23 protein-coding genes are annotated in these 21,464 nt (G+C 65.5%); 9 read left to right on the top strand and 14 right to left on the bottom strand.

Annotated elements, in window-relative coordinates:
* Positions 1-2 precede the first annotated feature (2 nt).
* The 5 genes from AB0L58_RS15990 to AB0L58_RS15970 all read right to left on the bottom strand — a co-directional run bounded on the left by AB0L58_RS15990 (position 3) and on the right by AB0L58_RS15970 (position 3,189).
* Positions 3-347 carry a hypothetical protein gene (locus AB0L58_RS15990; protein WP_364387088.1) on the bottom strand — a complete coding sequence of 115 codons (345 nt, stop codon included), beginning with the start codon at positions 345-347 and terminating at the stop codon, positions 3-5.
* Positions 347-712 (bottom strand): hypothetical protein, encoded by a 366-nt coding sequence (locus AB0L58_RS15985; RefSeq protein WP_364387086.1) that lies wholly within the window; start codon positions 710-712, stop codon positions 347-349. The genes AB0L58_RS15990 and AB0L58_RS15985 overlap by 1 nt, the downstream gene beginning before the upstream one ends.
* Positions 713-776: 64 nt before the next feature.
* Entirely contained in the window at positions 777-1,406 is a 630-nt protein-coding gene (locus tag AB0L58_RS15980) for an AAA family ATPase (protein ID WP_364387084.1), read from the bottom strand.
* Complete coding sequence (locus AB0L58_RS15975; RefSeq protein ID WP_364387082.1) at positions 1,403-2,026, bottom strand: 3'-5' exonuclease; 624 nt, start codon at positions 2,024-2,026, stop codon at positions 1,403-1,405. The genes AB0L58_RS15980 and AB0L58_RS15975 overlap by 4 nt, the downstream gene beginning before the upstream one ends.
* Positions 2,023-3,189, bottom strand: coding sequence for a radical SAM protein (locus tag AB0L58_RS15970; protein WP_364387080.1), 1,167 nt, complete (start codon positions 3,187-3,189; stop codon positions 2,023-2,025). The genes AB0L58_RS15975 and AB0L58_RS15970 overlap by 4 nt, the downstream gene beginning before the upstream one ends.
* 157 nt (positions 3,190-3,346) lie before the next feature.
* Here AB0L58_RS15970 and AB0L58_RS15965 point away from each other — a divergent pair, with 157 nt between their 5' ends.
* The 4 genes from AB0L58_RS15965 (at position 3,347) to AB0L58_RS15950 (ending at position 6,293) form a co-directional block, all read left to right on the top strand.
* Positions 3,347-4,123, top strand: coding sequence for a helix-turn-helix transcriptional regulator (locus AB0L58_RS15965; protein WP_364387078.1), 777 nt, complete (start codon positions 3,347-3,349; stop codon positions 4,121-4,123).
* 19 nt (positions 4,124-4,142) lie between these two features.
* Complete coding sequence (gene cyaB / locus AB0L58_RS15960) at positions 4,143-4,706, top strand: class IV adenylate cyclase (RefSeq protein WP_364387076.1); 564 nt, start codon at positions 4,143-4,145, stop codon at positions 4,704-4,706.
* 115 nt (positions 4,707-4,821) lie between these two features.
* Positions 4,822-5,613: a hypothetical protein gene (locus AB0L58_RS15955; RefSeq protein WP_364387074.1), complete on the top strand. Its 792-nt coding sequence runs from the start codon at positions 4,822-4,824 to the stop codon at positions 5,611-5,613.
* Entirely contained in the window at positions 5,610-6,293 is a 684-nt protein-coding gene (locus AB0L58_RS15950; RefSeq protein ID WP_364387072.1) for a hypothetical protein, read from the top strand. The genes AB0L58_RS15955 and AB0L58_RS15950 overlap by 4 nt, the downstream gene beginning before the upstream one ends.
* Here AB0L58_RS15950 and AB0L58_RS15945 read toward each other — a convergent pair.
* Positions 6,244-7,242, bottom strand: coding sequence for an aminoglycoside phosphotransferase family protein (locus AB0L58_RS15945; RefSeq protein WP_364387070.1), 999 nt, complete (start codon positions 7,240-7,242; stop codon positions 6,244-6,246). The genes AB0L58_RS15950 and AB0L58_RS15945 overlap by 50 nt on opposite strands.
* 10 nt (positions 7,243-7,252) lie before the next feature.
* Between AB0L58_RS15945 and AB0L58_RS15940 the strand changes: the two genes are divergently transcribed.
* A complete protein-coding gene (locus tag AB0L58_RS15940) occupies positions 7,253-7,669 on the top strand; it encodes an NUDIX domain-containing protein (RefSeq protein ID WP_364387068.1) in 417 nt (138 codons plus the stop codon).
* 86 nt (positions 7,670-7,755) lie between these two features.
* On the opposite strand, the gene AB0L58_RS15935 is transcribed toward AB0L58_RS15940, so the two are convergent.
* Genes AB0L58_RS15935 through AB0L58_RS15915 form a run of 5 tightly spaced genes read right to left on the bottom strand, consistent with a single transcriptional unit; the run spans position 7,756 to position 13,972 of the window.
* Positions 7,756-9,450: a class I adenylate-forming enzyme family protein gene (locus AB0L58_RS15935; protein WP_364387066.1), complete on the bottom strand. Its 1,695-nt coding sequence runs from the start codon at positions 9,448-9,450 to the stop codon at positions 7,756-7,758.
* 19 nt (positions 9,451-9,469) lie between these two features.
* Positions 9,470-10,672 (bottom strand): MaoC family dehydratase N-terminal domain-containing protein, encoded by a 1,203-nt coding sequence (locus AB0L58_RS15930; RefSeq protein ID WP_364387064.1) that lies wholly within the window; start codon positions 10,670-10,672, stop codon positions 9,470-9,472.
* A gap of 25 nt (positions 10,673-10,697) precedes the next feature.
* Positions 10,698-11,681 carry an MDR family oxidoreductase gene (locus tag AB0L58_RS15925; protein WP_364387062.1) on the bottom strand — a complete coding sequence of 328 codons (984 nt, stop codon included), beginning with the start codon at positions 11,679-11,681 and terminating at the stop codon, positions 10,698-10,700.
* A gap of 27 nt (positions 11,682-11,708) precedes the next feature.
* Entirely contained in the window at positions 11,709-12,479 is a 771-nt protein-coding gene (locus AB0L58_RS15920; RefSeq protein WP_364387060.1) for an SDR family oxidoreductase, read from the bottom strand.
* The gene (locus AB0L58_RS15915; RefSeq protein WP_364387058.1) at positions 12,476-13,972 is read right to left on the bottom strand and encodes a class I adenylate-forming enzyme family protein; all 1,497 of its coding nucleotides are present in this window, start codon (positions 13,970-13,972) and stop codon (positions 12,476-12,478) included. The genes AB0L58_RS15920 and AB0L58_RS15915 overlap by 4 nt, the downstream gene beginning before the upstream one ends.
* Before the next feature lie 107 nt (positions 13,973-14,079).
* On the opposite strand from AB0L58_RS15915, the gene AB0L58_RS15910 reads away from it, so the two are divergent.
* The 4 genes from AB0L58_RS15910 (at position 14,080) to AB0L58_RS15895 (ending at position 18,255) form a co-directional block, all read left to right on the top strand.
* Positions 14,080-15,228, top strand: a complete 1,149-nt coding sequence (locus AB0L58_RS15910) for a CoA transferase (protein ID WP_364387056.1) — start codon at positions 14,080-14,082, stop codon at positions 15,226-15,228.
* Positions 15,225-16,493, top strand: coding sequence for an acetyl-CoA hydrolase/transferase C-terminal domain-containing protein (locus AB0L58_RS15905; RefSeq protein WP_364387054.1), 1,269 nt, complete (start codon positions 15,225-15,227; stop codon positions 16,491-16,493). Before AB0L58_RS15910 ends, AB0L58_RS15905 begins: the two co-directional genes overlap by 4 nt.
* Complete coding sequence (locus AB0L58_RS15900; RefSeq protein WP_364387052.1) at positions 16,493-17,260, top strand: enoyl-CoA hydratase-related protein; 768 nt, start codon at positions 16,493-16,495, stop codon at positions 17,258-17,260. Before AB0L58_RS15905 ends, AB0L58_RS15900 begins: the two co-directional genes overlap by 1 nt.
* A 209-nt stretch (positions 17,261-17,469) precedes the next feature.
* Complete coding sequence (locus tag AB0L58_RS15895) at positions 17,470-18,255, top strand: SDR family NAD(P)-dependent oxidoreductase (protein ID WP_364387050.1); 786 nt, start codon at positions 17,470-17,472, stop codon at positions 18,253-18,255.
* Between the two features lie 82 nt (positions 18,256-18,337).
* On the opposite strand, the gene AB0L58_RS15890 is transcribed toward AB0L58_RS15895, so the two are convergent.
* The 3 genes from AB0L58_RS15890 to AB0L58_RS15880 form a co-directional block, all read right to left on the bottom strand.
* Positions 18,338-18,976, bottom strand: coding sequence for a Uma2 family endonuclease (locus AB0L58_RS15890; RefSeq protein ID WP_364387048.1), 639 nt, complete (start codon positions 18,974-18,976; stop codon positions 18,338-18,340).
* Positions 18,977-19,060: 84 nt separating this feature from the next.
* The gene (locus tag AB0L58_RS15885; protein ID WP_364387046.1) at positions 19,061-20,197 is read right to left on the bottom strand and encodes an acyl-CoA dehydrogenase family protein; all 1,137 of its coding nucleotides are present in this window, start codon (positions 20,195-20,197) and stop codon (positions 19,061-19,063) included.
* Positions 20,194-21,396, bottom strand: coding sequence for an acyl-CoA dehydrogenase family protein (locus AB0L58_RS15880; RefSeq protein WP_364387590.1), 1,203 nt, complete (start codon positions 21,394-21,396; stop codon positions 20,194-20,196). Before AB0L58_RS15880 ends, AB0L58_RS15885 begins: the two co-directional genes overlap by 4 nt.
* Positions 21,397-21,464: the final 68 nt, after the last annotated feature.

Raw genomic sequence — 21,464 nt, 5'->3', positions numbered from 1 at the left:
AGTTATTGATTGCCTTCGCCGCCGGGAGTGCTCGCGCTCGGGGCAGGTGATGCCAACTCCGAAAGCTTGCTCAACACTTCGTGGATCGTCTGTGTCGTCGGCCCGTTGTGTACGTACGACTGGCTGTCCAGTGGCGGGAACGCGATTCCTCGCGCGGCGGCGCGCTCGCGTGGGCTCGAAGTCTGCGGTGCGAGTCGGCCCGCGTCCACCAACGTGTGGTACGCTGCCGCTTTCCATAGGCAGTGGGCGACCCGGCAGGCGAGATGACGTTGCATCTGCTTGTGTGCCAGTTCGACATCGGCGTTGTCGCAGACCTGCGAGGGCGTCACGATCACGGTCCTGTTCATCACGCCGCCCCCGTTTCGATCGGTGCCGGGTACATGACCCGCGCCCAGGTTTCTGGCGGGCACACGGTTTCCAGGTTGAAGTCTTCGCAGACACGCGCTGGTTGGTTATCGACGTGGGCCAGGTCGTACACCACGATCGCCGCCGCACCCAGCCCTGCCGCGATACCCAGCGCGTAGCCGATCGGGTCGGTAGCCCCTTGTGGGGGCCGCACCGTGTAGAGGTAGCGCAAGCCCAGCGATCGGGCGTGCCGCTCAATCGCAAGCGCGTGTCGGGGCGCGTCGAGTCCGGAGACGGCTCCGCGCACGAATCCGATCGCTTTCGGTCGGCGGTCGCCGTCTGGGATGTCAGGTTCTGCGGGTTGCATGCTCTCACCACCAGTAACTGTCAGTTGCATTGCGAGTGAAGGGGAATAGGGAGGATCAGGCCGCTCACGCGGTGGCACTGGCCGGGCTGGGGATCGCGTCGTCACCGAGTTGTTCGGCGACGAAACCAGTCGCCAGTGCCAGCGCAACCTCGTGGCCGTCGGCGGTCAGAGGCAGCCATGGGAGCGCCAACTCATTCAGCACCGCCCCGACGTGGTAGTCGGCCAGTGTCCGGAATTGCTGGTTGCCATCGCGGGTCTTGTTGGTGCCCAACGGAATATCCGGGTCGAGCTGCGTGCGGAAGACGAGGTGATAGCGGTCGCTATGGGCGCGAGCCAGCGTCTCCAGATATGACCATCCCTCCGGGTCCGGGGTCTCGCCGCGATAGTCCAGAGCGGCCCGGTAGTAGCCCAGCGCGTCGGGGACCGCGCGGTCGACCAGCACGACATCACCGTGCAGCCACGCCTCGAGCTCGTTGCTGATCCCGCGCGTCATGATCCACAACGTGGAGGTCCACGTGTGATTCCACAGGATCGGCAAGCCCAAGCGTTGCGCTTGTTCGCCCAGGTCCGCGACCGTGGAGACTTGCAGGCCCGTCCGGCGTAGCTCGTGAGCCAGCCTGGCAAGGAAGGTGCTCTTGCCGGTGGAATGAGTGCCGACCACCGCGATGGTGACCGGCTGATCGAAGGAATTCACCACAAACCTCCTTCGGGTTCTGGGAGAGGCAGGAACTCGGGAAGGCCAGCCGCAGTGACCAACTCGAGCCAGTCCAGTTCGCCATCAGCGATCAATGCGCACAGCAACTGCCACGCGGCCCAGGTGTCGTATCCGGCGCGGTGGTAGCCCTGCCCGGCAACGGTGTTGGTGTCGAGTTGGCCGCGTTCGATGAGTTTGTCCAGCGCATATGAATCCAGCCCCTGCCAGACCGTCTTTGCCAGCCGCAGCGTGTCCAGAATCAGCGGCGGGTTCCAGTCCGGCAGATGCGCTGTGAGGACCTTGCGCTCGACAGTGGCGTTGTGGGCGACCAGTACCCGCCCGCACAGGGCTTCGTCGATCTCGTCGGCAACCTCTCGCCAGGGCGGGCAGTCGGCGAGATCGGCGTTGGTGATTCCGTGGACCTTGCGCGTGACGATCGGTGTCACCGGCTGTTGCGGCTGGATCAGCCACGACCGCAACGCATCCGGGGTCGGCGGCCCGTCCACCAGCAACACCGCGATCTCGATGATCTCGGGTGGGTTCTGCCCGTTGCCCTCCACGTCGACCACGGCCAATTGCCGCTCGTGCAGGGTGTTCGGGAACGGAATCGGGGTCGTCATGATGGCGTGTTCTCCCTCGTGGTGGGCCAGCCGAGATCGGCGCGGCCGTGCCGGTTGTGGTGGTGTGGCTTGTCGATGTCGTGGACCTGGTAGCCGTGACCGTGCTGGAGGCAGTAGCGGCGTTGCTCGTCCAACCCGGCCACGACCACAGCACGGTCGTTGACCTCTACGAGGGTGCCGCCCAGGTCGGCGGCCTGATCGGCGACATGCCGTTCATCGGGGCGTCGCCACGCCCGAGCGCACCGCTGTAGCTGCGCGACCGGGCAGATGTCGCACAGTTCGCGGATACCGTAATGGCCGTTGTAGTCGGCGATTCCGTGCGCGTAGGCGACCGCGCAACTGGTCTTGCGGAACAACGGAGAACCCGGCTGACCGGTGTCGACAGCATCGAGAATCCGTCGTTCCAGCGCCTCGGGGAACACCTTGCGCCGGGCACCGTCCGGATACGGTTCGGGCAGCCCATTCGCCCGGTAATAATCGCGGATCTGGTCTTTGAAGAACAGGCCAGTGAACACCGTCGCGTGTGCAAGGTGGCTCAGCGCGAGCGCACGGCGTAGATGCTCGTCCGAGTCGTTGAGACCCGGCACGATCGGCCGCCAATACAACACCACCCGATACCGGTCCGCGCGCTCGAACGCGGTCGCCAGCGACCGCGCCGCGATCGCGGAGTCCACCGGCTCTACACGGGGGTCATCGATGCCCGAATGTGTCACCAGCACAGTGACTTTCAGATTCTTGATCGAGTTCAGGACCGCACAGTCCTCCGGCTCGATCCGCCACCGGGTGATCACCAGAACGTGGTTGGTCAATCCGCGCGCATCCAGCAATTTCAGCATGGTGAAGATGTGCTGCTTGACCCTGGGCAACATCGGGTCGGTCGCCCGGTTCAGCAGCTGGATCGGTGTCACGTGCGGCCTGAAGTACCGATGACCGGTCAGCAGGTCGGCGGCCTCCTGGTCGTCCATCAGCGCTCGCGGAACCTTCATCTCGAAGTTGTCGAACAAATGCCGCACGCAATACCCGCAATCCAGCGGGCACCCCACAATCCAGTTCAAACTGAGCCCGGACTTGCGGTACTCGATCACATCCAGCAGTTCCGGCCGCATCCTCGCTCGCTGCGCCACGTCCAGCAGCGGAACACCGTGGCGGGTCGTCGTTCTCATGGCCTGCGCCTCCCACTCGATTCCAGGCCACCGGATTTGCGGTGCCTACAACGAGCAGACCGCCGCGCCCGCAGGGCAAGTAAGGTGGCAAATCGCCGAAAAGCCGACTTGCCATCCCCGCTCGGTGAGTCAGAATGAATCCATGAGCAGGGGGACGATGACGAATAACCCGATCACCGAGCCTGCCCGGCAACCGGCGACCGTTGCCGACGAGCTGGCGCGCGAAATCAAGCGAGTGCGGCTCGAGGTCGGTATCAGCCAACGTGCACTGGCAGCCAAGATCGGGTACTCACGCCAGTACGTCTCCATGGCCGAGTGGGAGAACAGCGATCTTCCTTCAGCAGAGTTGATCCGCGCCATCGACACAGCCCTCTGCGCAGGTGGCGAATTGGTGGCGTTGCGTGCCAAGGCGGGATCTCGCCAACGAGCTGAGATCAGCACGACTTACCCCTCCCAAGCTGAGGCCACTAAGGAGATCCGTGACCTGACGGTCGACGCTGGCGCGATCGACGTCATGGCGATCAGAGGACTCGGCATTCTCGGTCTCAACGATTCACTGCTGCGTGATTCGCTACCGGCACATGCAAGGCTTCGTGTGCTGTTGATGGACCCCGAATCTGAAGCAGTAGCCACACGAGCTCAGGCCATCGGAGAGTCCGCTGATTCTTTTGCAGTGGGCATACGACTGTCGATTGCGCGCATCAAGGAACTAGCGGATGCGGGAAGACCTGTGGAGATTTACACCTATAGCCAGGTTCCGGTGTGGCGGATCATCAAGATCGATGACGTTCTTTTCGTATCGGCGTTCACCATGAATCGCGAGGGCCATACATCACCCACACACCGCTTCGACCCGAATGACCAAGGCGTCCTGCATCATGCGTTCGTCAGCACTTTCGAACAAGCAGTTTCGAGCGCGACCCGAATCGTCTGAAGCAATTGGAGCCGAATAGATGATCGAAGCTGAGTACAAGGCGCGTCTTACGAAACCTGATGCGGTTCGAGCGAAGTTGAGGGAACGAGCGCATTCCGATGAGGTGTCTTATCGAGATGTCTATTTCGACACCGGGGACAACAGGCTTGGACGAGCTGATCGAGAATTTCGGCTGCGAACCATCAGCGGCGTTGGCGGGACGCGCCATCTACTGACCTTCAAGGATTCCGCCGTTGACGCCGAGACAGGTTCCAAGCCCGAGTTCGAGACCGTAGTCAGCGAGCGAGAACCATTGGAAGAGATCATCGCACGGCTCGGGTACACGCCCATGATCGAGCTGACAAAGCACTGTGAGAACTTCCGGTTCGTCAGCGCGGGCCACGATGTACTGGCAACAGTCGTAACGGTGCCTGAGATCGTCGGCACGTTCCTTGAGTTGGAAACGCAAGCCACGGAGGAGGATCTTCAGGCAGTACTGGCAGATCTGAGGACGGTGCTGGCCGAACTCGGTGTGCCGGAAGACGAGCTGACCACCGAACTCTACACGGATGCTGTTGCGGAAGCGCGCAAACGGCCGAAGTGAATCAGAACCAACCGGCCATATATTGAGTGGCAAGCTGGAAGCAAACTGCAGGGTGAGACGTATACGAAATCTAGTTTCCGGAATATTAACTACGAATCGGCCGTGACAGCTGGACTTGTCCAGCCCTGACTACTGCGCCATCCTGCTGCCGGAGTGGACGTATGACCACGTGGTCGATACTGGGCCAGGAACCATCGCAGTCACCGCCGTCGACGACGATACTGCCGCGCGGATCGGAACCCGAGTGGTGCGACAGCTGATCATGCGCCGCATCGAAAGTCGTGGCGGCATTGGACTACATGCAGGCACGGTCGCGATCAACGGCGACGGAGTGCTCGTTGGCGGGCAGGCCGGGGCAGGGAAGACAGCCATGCTTACCGCGTTGCTCGAACACGGCGCGGCCCCAGTGTCCGGGGACCGGACCATGGTCATGACGCACAGCGAGAGTTGGCTGGCAGTCGGGGTACCCATGGCATGGCGAATTACAGCGGAAGGAATGGCCCGCTCGCTCCCGCTCGCACAGGCGTGGCGGGACCTCACACCAGCACGCGGGCGAAACCTTGTGGAAGGCAAGGTTGAATTGACGCCGCTCGAGGTCGCCGAAATCTTCGGCACTCGGCCTGCGGCGCACGCGGCCGTCGGCCGGATCGTCGTCATGCAACGTTCACCGGAACCGCCGCCGCGCGTTGTCGACGGCCCGTTTCTGTGCCGACATATGGACTTCGGCCGTGGCGACTCACTTGGCGGCGACTGGTTGAATCTGTTCCCGCATGCTGTTAGCCATACGGCACAACATGATTGGTGGTCGCGGCTCGCGGCGGCGATGCCTGTGCTCGCGTTGACGTGGACCGATCCCGCCCAACTGCCGAGCCTGGCCGACAGGATTCGTCGCTGGATCCGCTCATGAGAGGCTGTGTACTTGCCGGTGTCTGGGGAGCGGGCAAAACGACTGTCTACCAACGCATCCTGGCGCATCTGATCGACGCGGACTGTCAATCGGTGTTCGCGCTGCCGCAGGCAGCGACCATCACCACCCACACATACACGGCTGGTAGCGCCGTGGACCACACTGCCGAGATCCTGTCATGGCTACACACGTTGACTGGATTCCTCGAGGACACCGACCGCCGGTTCCATGCCAGCACGCTGCCCGGTCATCGGTGCGCGCCCCAATGGACACCGACGGCGGTCCTGGAGTGTTTGGCGTTCGACCTGCCCGTCTATCGATTACCCGCCAGCCGCGATGAACTGCTCGACCATGAGCGGAGTCTCGCCGATCTCGGCCTGCACCTCATTGTGCTCCGGGTACCGGAAACGCGGATCCAAACCCAGTGTGTCGAATCCACACGACAGCATCGCGGCGTGAGGTGGGCTCGCTACCTCGAAGGATTCGGTGGCACCGACCGGCTACGAGCGGAGTACGTGTGCCACGCGCAACGCCGTCTGATGGCTTGGGTGAGCACATCGCCGCTGCCGTGCACGGTCATCGACGTCACCGGCGACGACTGGGACAGCTACGCCGCGCGCGCCACCGACATCATTCTCGCTGGATCCTCGACCACGCATGCTCGGAGCCACCCGAGCTGACCCAACCATGCAAGCGGCGCGAGTAGTCATCGAACATGTCGCGGGCGTTGACCCGTGCCCAGTAATCGACACCGCTGATCAACTCGAGTCCGGTGGCTACCGACATTCGCTGCTCCCATGTGTCCGGCCAACCCGCCACTGCCGCATACCCTTCCGCAAACGCATGCGCCCAACTCGGGCGCTGCTCGAACATCCACATGGCTGGCTTCACGAAATCCATGACAGGGTCGACCCATCGAAGATGTTCGAGGTCCAGCAGCCGTAGAAATCGGCCTTCGCTGTCGACGAGGATATTCGGTAGAAACACATCCAGATGAGTCGCAGCGGGTCGAACCATCGTCAACTCAGCCGCCACCTCACACACCACATCCGATGCCGAACGCAACAGCGCTGTCGAGCCGGAATCCATTGTGGTCGTGGCCAACAGATGCCGAATACGTTGCTCAACGACCTCGGGCCACGTCCGCGGACCAGCGCCCAGCCCCGTAACCGCATCCCCGAATCCTTCGACCGGAACTCGGTGTAGCCGAGCAACGGCCGCACCAGTAGACCGCATCACCTCCACCATGACTGCCGGATCGAGCGATGGTGCTGCCTCTTCAGCGTCGATTCCCTCCAGATAGTCGAGCACTACCAGCGGCAGGCGACCGACAGCAGGGCATGATTCAGCAAACGCCACAAGCGGCACAATCGGGGCATGGTGCTCGCACAGCCGGTGATGCTCGGCCAAACGCTCGACCAGCGCTGTCCCGACTCCCACCAGCACCTTGCAGACCAACAACCCACGCGAGGATGACATCACCCACGACACATGATTGCGGCCTCGGCGCAGCGGCCGCAGCGGCCGCACCTCCCCGATGCCGGCAACAACCTGCCCCACCCCGACCGCTACATCCTCGCCGGTAAGCTCCGAAATCACCTCACACACACTAAAAGGCATCTCTGACATGGAGGGCACCATGAGCGCCGCGACCGAAATCATTGCCCGAGCCGTCATCCGCGACGGCGACCGGCTACTCGTCGCACGCGAACGTGGCAAGAAATGGGCCTTCCTCCCCGGCGGGCACGTCGAACCCGGCGAACCTATCGAATCCGCGCTCATCCGCGAACTGATCGAAGAACTCGGGACCAGTGGCAGAGTCACCGGCTTCGCCGGCGTCGTCGAGCATGGGTACATCGACGACAACACAGCCCATCACGAAGTCAACCTCATCTTCGATGCCGAACTCGACGGCGCACCGGTCAGCCAAGAAGACCACCTCGAATTCGACTGGCTACCAATCGATCAGCTCCCAACCACCGACCTTCGCCCGAGCGCAGTCAAAGGAGTCATATCGAGCGGCGCGCACTCGTTCTGGCACGGATGGCGGGGCTAATCGCGGCCACCTCGGATCGACTGGGAAACATTGGGGGTCCAACGTTCGAAGATGCCGCGCACCCTGGCACCGAGTGGCGAGGTCGACTACTGCGCCAGGCGCTCGGCCGCCAATTCGCGGAGGTCGCTGGACTTGATCTTGGCGCTGCCGGTGAGGGTGAGGTCGGCCTCGTCGAAGAACAGCACTGCGCGGGGGACTTTGTAGCTGGCGAGTCGCGCTTTGGCGAAGGTGCGGATCTCGTCGGGGTCGAGGGGTGTTCCGGTATGCGGCACGATGCATGCGACCACGAGTTCGCCGAGGGTTTCGTGCGGGACTCCGACGGTTCGGGCGATCTTGACTCCGGGATAGGCGGCCAGTATTTCGTCGACTTCGAGCGGTGAGACGTTGGCGCCGCCGGTCTTGATGATGTCGGTCAGTCGGCCTTCCCAGAACAGTCGATCGGCGTCGTCGAGATATCCGCCGTCGCCGGTGTGGAAGAACCCTTCGGTGTCGAGCGTTTCGTCCAGTGGCGTACCGAGGTAGCCCAGCATGAGCGTGGGGCCCTTGACGCAGATCTCGCCGCGTTCACCGCGGGCTACGACGGTCCCGTCGACCGGGTCGGTGATCTTGATGGTGGCGCCGGGCAGCGGTACGCCGCTGCTGCCCGCGTGTATTTCTTCGGGTGTGTTCGCGGGGAAAGCTGTTGTGATGGTGAATGTTTCGGTGTTTCCGTAGGCGTGGCCCGGCTCGTCCCAGCGGCTCGACACCGTGGGGTGGCGCGCGAAGGGGCTGCGGCGGTCGACGAACCGCATGCTGTGCAAATCCACGCTCCCCCAATTGGGTGCGGCCGCCAGTTGGGCCCACTGGTGCGGCCAGGCGAAGGGGAAGTTGACCCGCTCGGCCTGCATGAGTTCCAGTGCCGCAACGGCATCGAAGGTCGGCTGCAGCACGATGGCACCGCCACTGGCCAGCGTCGCACCCAGCGCCAGGGCGAAATTTCCGGACCAGAAGAATCCATTGGCGGTCCAGCAGCGGACATCGTCGGCCGGGCCGAATCCGTACATGCGCCGGAAGCGCCACATCTGAATAGTGACACCGCGATGCGCGCTCAGGATGCCCTTGGGGCGGCTGGTGGAACCGGAGGAGAAGAACAGCACGGCGGTATCGCTCGGGCGCACCGCCGCCGCGGTCGCATCGATCACCTCGGCCGGTTCGGTGTGGCCGTGCGCCAGGAAGGAGTCCCAGGTCTCGACGGCATTGTCCGGCTCACCGACCGTGACAAGACGGCGCAGGAAGGGAAATCGGACCGAGTGCAAACTGCCGGGCGCGGCCGTACCGATCCGCGGTTCCAACTCGGTCAGGACGGCGGCGAAATCCCTTGCCGCCACGTGGCGTTCGAACAGCAGCACCGATACGCAGGACTCGTCGAGCAGGTACTCCAGCTCGTCGGCCGTCGAGAAGGTACTCAGCGTGACCGCCACACCCCCGGCGAGGGAGGTGCCGAATACCGCCGCGATCCACTCGGGACGATTGGTCATCAGCACACCGACGCGGCCGCCGTGCCCGACCCCGGCGGCGCGCAGTGCGCGGGCCACCTCGACCGCGCGCTCCCACAGGTCGTGGTAGCTCCACCGGAGGTCGTGCCCGACCACCGCCTCACGGTCGCCGTACCGCCGCGTCACCTCGCGCAGAAAGCCCGGCAGGGTGCGTGCGCCGAGACCGGGCTCCTCGTCGAGCGGCGGCCCGGCGGCAATCGAAACAGACTGTGCGGATTCGGATATCACCATCGGTGGCTCGCTCATCACTATCTTCTCGGCGCCGTCACAACGGCAGTTCGACCTCGGCGATGCTGTCCACCAGCACCCCGCCGTCCTGATTGGTCAGCCGCAGCTTGATCTGCACCAGCGGTACGCCCCATGCGGACATGGCATCCTTGCCGACGACCTCGGCATCGAAATAGGTCACATCTCCCTCGAAGGCGGGTCCGCGGAAATCCGATTTGATGTGGCGCACCAGACCGTCGTTGCCGGCCCAGTAGGCCAGGTAGTCGGTACACCAGGCGCCCATGGTCGCGCCGTAGCCGTAGGCGCGTGCCATGCCGACCGCACCCGCCTTGTCACCATCGATATGGCCGCGCGACGGACCGACATACAATCCGTCGCGCTTGCGCGGATCGATCTTGGCGCCCTCCTCGTCGAAGGCGAAACCGTCGGTCCAGCCCGGATCCTGGTAGACCCACGGATCCGCGACCCCCTCGGGCGTCACCCAGCCGAACGTGCCCCAGATATTGAAAAGGAAGGCCCGGTATTCGGTGGTGAAGCTGGCGATGCTGTGCGGTCCGAGCACCCGCCGCGGCAGCGTATCGCCGACCTCGACCTCGTCGAAATGCGGTGAAACACCGTGGCGGTTGGTCATCAGCCACTCGTGGCGCAGGGCGGCGATCCCGGTCAGCTCCGCGTCGGTCCAGCGCTTGACCTCGCCGAGTTGGTTCTCGTACATACCGCGTCTATTCGCCTCGGCGGCGAGATACCGGATGGAGGTGGACCGTTCGCGCGCCACCAGGGTGCCGTGCTGATTGCGATGGGTGGTATCGCCGCGCTGGAACATCGTCGGCCCGGCGAATTTCGTCTGGACCACCTTGTAGTCGTGAAAACGCCGGTCCTGGAACAACTTGTCGCCGGGCCGTACCGCGGCGCCGTAGAACCACCATTCCTCGCCACCGAAGATCAGGTGGCTGCCCGGAATGCGCCCGACGCACGCGGGGGCGCAGCCGTGTCCGTAATCCAGTGCCACCGCGATGGATTGCGGTGCGATGATGCCGCCATAACGGGATTCGCTGGCGAATTCGTGATCCCAGTGCAGCGGATTGGGATAGTCCATCGCCATCACCCAGCGGCGAATGTCGGAGGCGCTGCACGGCTCCCACAGTTGTCCGCCGCCGATCGGTTGTCCGACCCGGGGCTCCACATCGGACAGGTCGAGTTCGACGACCTCGGATTCGGTTCGGATTGTCTTGGCGCTCACTGCTTCTCCTGAATATGACGGCGGATTACCGATTGACATCGACGACGATGCGGCCCCGCACCGTGCCTGCTATGAGCTGATCCGCGGCGTCGATCGCATCCCCCAGCGCGATCTCGCGGGTGATCGCCGCCAGCGCGGTCGCATCCACCTCGCGCGCCAGGCGGCTCCAGGCCGCGAGACGTCGCTGTTTGCTCGCCTGCACACTGTCGATGCCGAGCAGGGTCACCCCGCGCAGAATGAACGGTGCGACCGTGGACGGAAAGTCCATGCCTCCGGCGAGGCCGCAGGCGGCGACCGCGCCGCCGTATCTGGTCTGGGCACAGGCATTGGCCAGGGTGTGACTGCCGACCGCGTCGATGACGCCCGCCCAGCGCTCCTTCTGCAACGGCTTGCCGCCGGTCGCGAGTTCGGCGCGGTCCACCACCGTGGCGGCGCCGAGCTGCTGCAGGTAGTCGACCTCCGCGGTCTTGCCGGTCGCGGCGGCCACGGTGAAGCCCGCCTTGGCCAGCAGGGCGATCGCGACGCTGCCGACACCGCCCGTCGCTCCGGTCACCAGGATTTCGCCCTGGTCCGGCCGCACGCCGTGGTCCCACAACCCGTCCACACACAGGCTCGCCGTATAACCGGCCGTGCCGATGGCCATCGCCTGCCGGGCGGTGAATTCGGCGGGCAGCGGCACCAGCCAGTCCCCGTCCACTCGGGCGCGCTGCGCCAAACCGCCCCACTGGGTTTCGCCGACACCCCACCCGTTGAGCACGACATTGTCGCCGGTCGCCCAGGCACTGTGGGTGCTCTCGGTGACAACCCCGGCGAAATCGATGCCGGGCACCATCGGGAACTTCCGGACCACCGGCGAGGCGCCGGTGATGGCCAGGGCGTCCTTGTAATTCAACGTGGAGTACGCCACCTCGACGGTGACGTTTCCGTCGGGCAGGCGACTCTCGTCCAGGCTGGTCGGCGAAACCGATTGCCCGGCCTCACCTTTCTCGATGAGAAGTGCGGAAAACATTGGTGGAGAGGTCCTTTCTGGAATCCGTCATCGTGCGGTCCAGCCGCCGTCGACGACGATGGTCTGACCGGTGACGTAGCTCGCGGCATCGCCGACGAGCCAGACGATGGCGCCGACGATGTCGTCGGCGGTCGCGTGCTCGGGTAATGGGGTGTTGCGGCGCAGATACTCGGCACCGCGCTCGCTGTCGTAGAGCGAGTCGGTGATCTCGCTGCGGAAAAAGCCGGGTGCCACGGTATTGACCCGGATCGAATACCGGGCCCACTGCACCGCCAGTTCGGCGGTCAGGCCCGACAGGCCCGCCTTGGCCGCCGCGTAGGATGCCTGCGGGATGCCGGGGACGCCGACGCGGCCGCTGATGGACGAAACATTGACGATCGAGCCGCGCCCGACGGCGCGCATATGTGGAAATACCTGCTGTGCCAGCATAAATGGGGCAAGCAGATTGAGATCCACGGTGTCGCGCACCGCAGGAAGTGCCTCGGATTCGGCGCGTTCGGTGGTGAACCGGTTTCCGGCGGCATTGACCAGGATCTCCGGTGGACCCAATTGTTCGACCACCGACGACACGACGCCGCCCGCGCGCTCGAGGTCGGACAGATCGCAGGCGACGGCGATGCCGTCGATGCGCTTCGCGAGTTCGGCCAGCCGGTCGCCTCGGCGGGCGACCACCGCCACCCGCGCACCCAACGATGCCAGCGATTGCGCCGCTGCCGCGCCGAGGCCGGAGGAGGCACCGGTGACGATCGCGACCCGGCCGTCGAGATCGAACATTCGCGTGGCGCTGTTCGGTGTCACCTGGTCTCCCCGGTGCCGCGATGCCGGTCGACGAGTTCGCCGAGGCGGGTGCGGTCGATCTTGCCCATGGCATTGACCGGCAGGGCATCGACCCGGCACCAGATCTCCGGCACCTTGTAACCGGCGAGCGCCGTCCGGCACGCGTCGGTCAGGGCCTGGAAATCCATGGTTTCACCGGCTGATTCGACCAATGCGGCGACCCGCTGCCCGAGCCGGTCGTCGGGTACCGGGCAGACCGCGACCTTGGCCACGGTCGGGTGGGCGCCGATGACACGCTCCACTTCCAGCGGGTAGACATTGGCCCCGCCCCGGATGATCACCAACTTCTTGCGATCCAGCACCGTCAGCCATCCCTCGTCGTCGACGGTCCCGATATCACCGGTGGCGATCGGGCCGGATTCGGGTGGCCGGAGACCACCGGACTCCCAGTACCCGAGCAGCGGCCGCCACCGATGCGCCCACGGGCCGTTTCCGGCTGCGCACAGCCGCAATTCGCCGAGTTCGCCCGCGGGGAGGCGGTGTCCCTCGTCGTCGTAGGCCGCGACGTCGTATTGCGGCAGCACCCGGCCGCTCGAGCCCGGTCGCCAGGCACCGTCGACGGGGTCGATCGACACCACGGTCGGCGCCTCGGTGAGGCCATAGGTGGCTCGGGGTACGACGCCGTGCACGGCGGCGAAGGCCGCACGCAGCTGGTCCGGAGTGTCGCTGCCGCCGCTCCACACCTCCCGCAGCGAGCTCAGCTCGAGCTCCGGACGGTGGGCCAGGTCGAAAAGCTGTGCGGGAGCACCGTTCCAGACCGTCACCCGGCGCGTGGCGATCCACTCCGCCACCCCGTCGACGTCGCGGCGATCCATGATGACCGCACAGCCACCGGCCTGTGCGGTCAGCAGGGTGGACAGCACCATCAGGTTGAGGATGGTCAGCGGGAAGCTGTCGCCTTTGCGCAAGTCGGGTCCCCAGCCGCGGGTCGCGACCAGTGCGGCGCCCGGCAGTAACAGATTGCGCTGGCTGTGTACGACGGCTTTCGGCCGCCCCGAGGTACCACTGGTGAAGGCGATGGCGGCGGGTGCGTCGATCGCGGGGTCGACCAGGGGCGCCGCCTCGGCCCGAGCGATGAGCTGTGTCCAGCGCGCGCTGTCGACGCACTCCGGTGTGGTCAACCGGCAGCGCGGGCCCGCGAGGACCACCGCCGGTTCGCACAGTTCGTACAGGTGCCGTTGTTCACTCTCGGACAGCGCCTCACCGATACCCGCCCACACCGCGCCGATCCGTTGCGCGCCATGGAAAGCCGCGACGATCGTCAGGTCGTTAGACAGGCACGCGGCCACTCGGTCGCCTGGCCGCACGCCGAGCGACCACAGTGCGCCCGCCGCCCGCCGCGCCTGGTCGTCGAGTTCCGCATACGACCAGATACCCGCGGCCGCCTCGATCGCGGGCGCGTTCGGGCGGGTGGCAAGCGCGGTGTCGAGGACCCGCGCGATGCTACTTTCCACGTCCTCTTGATATCAGCATCTTTGCTATCCTTGCAAGGATTAATCTTATAGTCTGTCGACGCCCGCGGTGCTCTGGGGACCGCGCCGAATCGTGGAGGCTGAGGCAGATGCAACATTCGGGTCCGTTGTCCGGGGTGCGGGTCGTGGATCTCACGGCCATGGTCATGGGGCCCTATTGCACCCAGATCATGGCCGACATGGGCGCGGACGTGATCAAGATCGAGCCGCCGGCCGGGGACAACACCCGTTACATTTCGGTCGGACCCGAATCGGGTATGGGTGGGGTTTTCGTCAATGTGAACCGCGGAAAGCGCAGTGCGGTGCTGGACCTGCGGTCCGCGGACGGAAAGACCGCACTGCGTGAATTGATCCGCACCGCAGATGTTTTCATCCATTCGATGCGCGCCAAGGCGATCACCGACCTCGGTTTCGACTACGACGCGGTCGTCGCGCTCAATCCGTCGATCGTCTACACCAATTGCTACGGGTACGGCCGCCGCGGACCGGATGCGAATCTCACCGCCTACGACGACACCATCCAGGCCGAATGCGGCCTGCCGTTCGTGCAGGAGCAATTGACCGGTGCGCCAGGCTATGTCGGGACCATCATGGCCGACAAGGTGGCCGGTCTGACGGCGTTGTACGCCACGGTCATGGCGCTGTTCCACCGCGAGCGCACCGGTGCGGGCCAGGAGGTGGAGGTCGCCATGTTCGAGACCATGGCGGCGTTCCTCTTGGTCGAGCACGCCAACGGCGCGTTGTTCGATCCGCCGTTGGGCACCGCGGTATATCCCCGTGCGGTGACGCCGAATCGGAAGCCGTATCGGACCAAAGACGGTTATCTCTCCGCATTGGTGTACAACGACAAGCAGTGGTCGGCCTTCGTCGAAGCCGTGCAACCGCATTGGGCGAGTACGGAATTCGCCACCCTCGAGCAGCGGGCCCGACGCATCGATACCGTCTATGCGCTCCTGGGCGAGACCTTCCGGGAACGTTCGACGCGGGAGTGGCTGGAATTGCTGCGGTCCCTGGATATTCCCGCCGCGCCGGTCCGCACCCTCGACGAACTGTTCGACAACCCGCACCTGCGGGCGACCGACTTCTTCGAGACGGTCGAATCCGCCTACGGCACCGTGTGTTTCCCCGGTCCGCCGACCTGGTTCTCCCGGACACCCGGTCGTATCGCGGGTCCGGCGCCCCGACTCGGGGAGCACACCGCCGAGATCATCGGCGAGATCGGCGCGGTGGGCGCATGAAGGTCATCGCCGAGTCCGACCTGGATGTGCGCGAATTCCTGCGCCCCGGCGATCGCATCGTCATCGGTCAGGCCTGCGGCGAGCCGACCACCCTGATCGAGGCGCTGATCGCGGGCGGCGGCGATATCGGCGGGCTGTCGGCATTCATCGCGACCAGCTTCTCCGGCCTGTTCACCGAGGCCGCGGCACAAAGCTTTTCGCTGTCGAGTATGGGGGCGATCGGTGCGCTGCGCGCACTGGCCGCCGCCCACCGGCTCAGTGTGATTCCCTGCCATGTCAGCCAGGTCGCCACGCTCATCGCGGACGGGATCATCGGCTGTGATGTGGCCTTCGTTCAGGTGGGTCCCGCGGACGCGCGCGGCAACCACAGCTTCGGCCTGATCAGCGACTATGTGCGGGCGGCCGTGGCACGGGCCCGCGTGGTGGTCGCGGAGGTCAACGAGCAGGTGCCATGGACTCACGGCGAGCTGCTTCCCGCGTCCGAAATCGACTATGCCGTCGAGGTTTCGCGGCCGCCCGTGCGGGTGCCGCCCGCCCGGATCGGTGCGACCGATACCGCGATCGCCGCACACGCCGCCGCATTCATCGAGGACGGATCGGTCGTGCAGACCGGAGTCGGCGCGGTGCCGGATGCCATCCTGCGCCTGCTGCACGACCGCCGGGATCTCGGCGTACATTCCGGCATGATCGGTGACGGGCTGGTCGATCTGGTCGAGGCCGGAGTCGTCACCAATGCGCGCAAGCGCATCGACCGGGGCGTATCGATCACCGGTGCCCTGATCGGCACCGAGCGGCTGTACGAATTCGCCCACCGCAACCTCGGTATCCGCATGTGCCCCACGTCGTACACCCACAATCCGGAAGTGCTTGCCCGACTGGACGAATTGGTGACGATCAATTCGGCACTGGAGGTCGATCTCACCGGTCAGGTGAATGCGGAGCAGAGCGGTTCGGCCTACCTCGGCGGTACCGGCGGTCAGGTGGATTTCGTGCGCGCCGGGACGCGCTCGCCGGGTGGGCATTCCATTATCGTGCTGCCCGCCACCGCCAAGGACGGCACCATCAGCCGGATCACCGTTGGCCTCTCTGGTCCGGTCACCACCGCCCGCAGTGATGTAGACGTGATCGTCACCGAATTCGGCGCGGCCGAGTTGCGTGGCCGGACCCTCGCCGAGCGCGCTCGCCGACTGATCGCGATCGCCCATCCCGATTTTCGGGATGACCTGGCGCGGGCCGCCCACACCATTGCGCGGAGAGGATTTTGATGAGCGACGCAGTGCTTTTCGACGCCCGCGACGATGGCATCGCCGTGATCACGCTGAACCGACCGGAGATTCGCAACTGTCTGGCCGCCGAAGTGCGGGCGGGACTGGCCGCGGCCTGGGACCGGTTCGAGCGAGATCCCGCCCTGCGCATCGCGATTCTCACCGGCGCCGGTGACCAGGCCTTCTGCGCGGGCGGCGATCTCAAAGAGATGGTGGAAACCGGTATGCGGGTGCCACCGCGCGATATGTTCGCGCTCCCGTACGACACGATCGAGCTGTCCAAGCCCACCATCGCAGCGGTCAACGGCATTGCCTACGCGGGCGGCTGGATGATCGCCCAGGCCTGCGATCTGTGCGTCGCGAGCACCACCGCGCGCTTCGCGATCACCGAGGTGAAGGTGGGCCGGAGCGCGCCGTGGGCGGCACCGCTGATTCATATGATCCCGCAGCGGGTCATGATGGAAATCCTGCTCACCGGCAAGCCCATCACCGCCCGGCGCGCCTACGACATCGGGCTGGTCAATCGCGTCGCCGAACCAGCCGAATTGCTCACGACCGCAATCGAATTGGCTCGCGAAGTCCTGGCGGGCGCTCCGCTATCGGTGCGTGCGGCCCGAGAAACGGTGATGCTCTCGACCGAAATGGGCCGTTCGGCCGCTCTGCGATCGGCACGGCATGCCGCCGAATACTGCTACTACAGCGAAGACGCGCAGGAGGGGCCGCGCGCCTTCGCCGAAAAACGTTCCCCGCGTTGGCAGGGACGATGAGCCGCTCCCGGCACCGCGCCACCGGGCAGCCTCGAGCTCGCGCAGGCAACGACCAAGCCGAACTCGACAACTGGCTCGACACCGATAGCGCGGCAGATTCGCGGCGCGACCCGACGCCTTCCGCCCGATGGAAGGCAGACGGCCGGTCGGCACGATCATCCGATATAACGAAGCGAGATCGTCAGTGGGAACATGGAATTGAGGCTGGATTGAGTATCGGCGACTTCGAAGACAGGTATGGACCGGTCGCGCTGGTTACGGGGGCGTCATCGGGCATCGGTAAGGCGTTCGCCGAGGTGCTGGCGGCGATGGGGCTTGACCTCGTGCTGGTCGCGCGTCGACTCGACCGGCTGGAGGAGTCCGCCGCCAAGCTGTCGCAAGAACATGGTGTTCAGGTGCGGGCCTTACAGATAGACCTGTCGGCACCGACCGCCACACAGCAGATGCTCGACGCCACCGGCGCGCTCGATGTCGGGCTGGTTGTCAGCAATGCGGGCTTCGGCATGAAAGGTGCCCACGTCGACAATGATCCGCAAGCGATGGCGGACATGTTGATGGTGAATTGTCATGTGCCGATGCAGTTGGCCCACGGTTTCATCCCGCGCCTGCGGCGCCGCGGCCACGGCGGCCTGATCTTCACCAGTTCGGTCGAAGCCTTCATGGGCTGCCCGTATTCGGCCGCGTATTCGGCCAGCAAGGCGCTGGTGAAAGCGTTGGGCGAAGGGCTGTGGGCAGAGCTCGAGCCCGAAGGGATCGATGTCCTGACGCTCTGCCCCGGCGCAACAGAATCCGAAGCCGCGGCCAACCAGGGCATCGACACGTCGGCGCTGCCCGAGGTGATGTCGGCCGAGGAAGTGGCGCGACTCACCATCGAGAATCTCCCTGACGGTCCCGTCTTCGTCAGCAGCGACTACTACCGCGCGACGTTCGAGACGCTGCTCTCGATGCCCCGGCGCGATGCGCTGATGGCGATGGCAGGGCAAATGAAGCGCTGACGGCGGAGCCGGGACCTGCACGGCTCCCGAACGGATCTTGCGACATGGACTGTTTCCAAGCCGCCGCTCTGGACCGGACGCGTCAGTCCAGACCGAGATCGAGCTGATTCCAGCTGATGGTCACGTCGAGCGGGTCGGCAACGTCGACCGCGACCGCATCGCCACGGGCTCGCAGTGACATGTTCTCCCGGACATAGGTGCCGTCGGTGGTGAGCCGCAGCATCTCGATCGATGTCACCGGGCCGTCGTCCTGCACCATGCGCACGATCCAGTAGTGCGCGATGCCCAGCCGCGCATACTCCGCCCGCTTCTCCACCAGATCGGCGGTCACCGTGTTGGGAGATACGACCTCGACGACCAATAGCGTGTCCGATGCCATCGGCTTGGTCTTCCATTTGCCGCGCGGCTCATCGATGCGGCGGTACACGATCGCATCGGGCCGCTTGTAGTGGAAGGGCACCTCGGAAACCAGCATGTCGAGTTCGCCGCTGGCCCGCAGACAAGGTGCCTCGCTGGGATGCTTGGACACCGCCTCGCGCAGCGCACCCTTGATGTTGTCGCTGATCGCCACGTGGTTCGGCGACGGGGATTCGCAATGCACGATCAGGCCGTCACGGATCTCGACGGTCCGCGCGATATCTTCGGGCATGCCCAGGTACATGTCCACATCGACAACCGGGATCGGTTGACGTAGCCATGACCAGTCGACTGGCTCACGCATGCCGTAAGGCTAGCGTCACCGCTGGTCCCGCCACTCGATCCGCCTCGCGAGTCCGTGGCTGATGCCGAGGCAGTCCCCCGCGGATCAGCGGTAGCGAGTGGCCAGGTGGTGACGGTGGGTGGTTGGAGAGCCGAATAGGGAGCGGTTCAGGGTGGCTCGTTTCAAGTAGCGGTGGATTCCGCTGTCCCAGGTGTAGCCGAAGCCGCCGTGCAATTGCATTGCCTTGCCCGCGATTTCGACCGCGGCGGCGCAGGTGTAGGACTTGGCCATCGCGGCGGCGATCGCCACGTCGAGCTCAGCAGAATCGCTGTGCCGCACTGCGGCAGTGTCGGGCCGGGATCGGTCGGCGGCTGCCAGCTGTCGCACTGCGGCCCCGACCAACTGCCGGGCGACGGTGAGTTGTACGAGCATGTCCGCGCAGGCGTGCTTCACGGCTTGGAACGAACCTATCGGTCGGCCGAACTGGGTGCGCGTGCCCGCGTAAGCAACCGTGGCCGCCAACATGGCCTCGCCGAGGCCGAGGCTATCGCAGGCGATCGCCACGGCAGCCCGATCGCGCAGCCGCTGGATCGCGGCGGACGGGTCGCCGTCGAAGCGCCACACCGCATCCTCCGGCACGGCGATTCCATCGGCGGTCACGACGCCGAAGCTCCGTGTCTCGTCGAGCACCGGCTGGCCCGAGCAGACCAGACCGGCCGTGTCCGCCGCGACGGCAACGAGGACCGGGACACCATCGGGATCCGCGGCGAGCAGCAGCAGTCGATCGGCACCGACCGCGTCGGGAACGAATTCCGCACGGCCGCAAACCCTCAGCTGAGCCGCGGCACTCTCGATCCGGAACGGCGGCGTGGCGTCGCAGTCGTCTGCGAAGGCGGAAAACGCCACCGTGGCCTCAGCCGTACCAGCCGCCAATGCGGAGAACAACTCGCCCCTGTCGGGCGCGGACGCGAACAACCCGCAGACACCTACAGCCAGCGCACCCCCCAGGTAGCCACTGTCGGCCGCCGCGCGACCCAACTCCTCCAGCACGATCGCGACCTCGCCGAAAGTGGCTCCGGCACCGTCGAACTCCTCCGGCACCTCCAACCCCAGCCAGCCTTGGGCAGCCAGCACGCGAGTCTCGATGCGCTCCCCCGGCCCGACCGCAGCGAGCAGTGCGCGGGTCACCGCCCGCAGTTCATCATGGATTTCGGTGAAATCCGGTTCGGTACCCACTGTCACATCACCACCGGCTCGCGGGGCAGTCCGAGCCCGCGTTCACCGATGATGGTGCGCTGGATCTCGCTGGTCCCACCCGGAATCGTCCACTCCCACGAGCCGATGAAATCGAGCACCCACGCACCGGACTCCCAGCCGCCCGATATCGGTTTGCGCAGCACGGTGTGGGCCGCAACGCCCCCGATCTCCGTGCCGAAATCCATTATCCGTTGCAGCAATTCGCTGTAGAACAACTTCACGATCGAGGCGTCGGCAGGACCGACGGTCCCGGCGTCGTGGCGTTGCACCAGATCGCGGCACAGTGCGCGCAGACCGGTGATCTCGGTTTCGAACCCGGCCAGCCGATCGGCGACCACGGGATCATCGATCGGACACCGCCCCGTCGCGTCCGGTTCGGCACACGCCTGCAGCAACCACCGGAATCCGGCATTGCCCAGCCGTTCGGCCAACTCCAGCATGGTCAATCCGCGCTCGGCGCCGAGGGTCTGCTGCGCCACCTGCCAGCCCGCGTGCTCGGCACCGACCAGTTGGGTGGCGGGAATGCGCACCTCGTCGAGAAAAATCTCGCAGAAGTGTGATTCGCCCGTGGCCTGCCGGATGGGCCGTACATCGATACCCGGGGTGCGCATATCCAAGAGAAGGTACGAAATACCCTGGCGTTTGGGTGCTTTCGTATCGGTTCGGGCCAGCAGCAGGCACCAGTCGGCGTACTGCGCGCCGCTCGCCCATACCTTCTGCCCGGTGACGAGATAGCCGTCGCCATCGCGCTTCGCAGTGGTGGCGAGCGCGGCCAGATCGGATCCGGCCGCGGGCTCGGAGAAACCCTGCACCCAGATTTCGCCGTCGAGAATGGCGGGTAGGTGTCTGCGGCGCTGCGCGTCACTGCCCGCCGCGAGCAGCGTCGCCGCCGCATGGTGGACAGCGACGAAGGCCAATACCAGCCGCGGCGCGTCGTGCGCGGCCAACTCCTGGTAGAGCACTATCTGCTCGGCGACCGGCATCCCGCCGCCCCACGCCTGCGGCCAGTGCGGCACCGCGAACCCCGCACCACGCAACTGCTGGAACCACCACTGTTGGAATGCCACGAATTCCGCTGCTGCACAACCGGTTTGCGCCTGTCGCCAATCAGCGGGGACGTGCTCTCGGCACCAGTCTCGCACCTCGGCCCGGAAATCGGCCGGATCGCGACGTGCCGCCGTCATCGGGCGACCCATGTCGACGCATCGGCACCGACCTGGCCCCGCACGCACGATCTTCCCGGCGTGCTGGC

Origin of the sequence: Nocardia sp. NPDC052112 (assembly GCF_040680135.1) — a bacterium.
GTDB lineage: Bacteria > Actinomycetota > Actinomycetes > Mycobacteriales > Mycobacteriaceae > Nocardia.
This window is presented reverse-complemented; position numbering and strand designations above follow the sequence as displayed.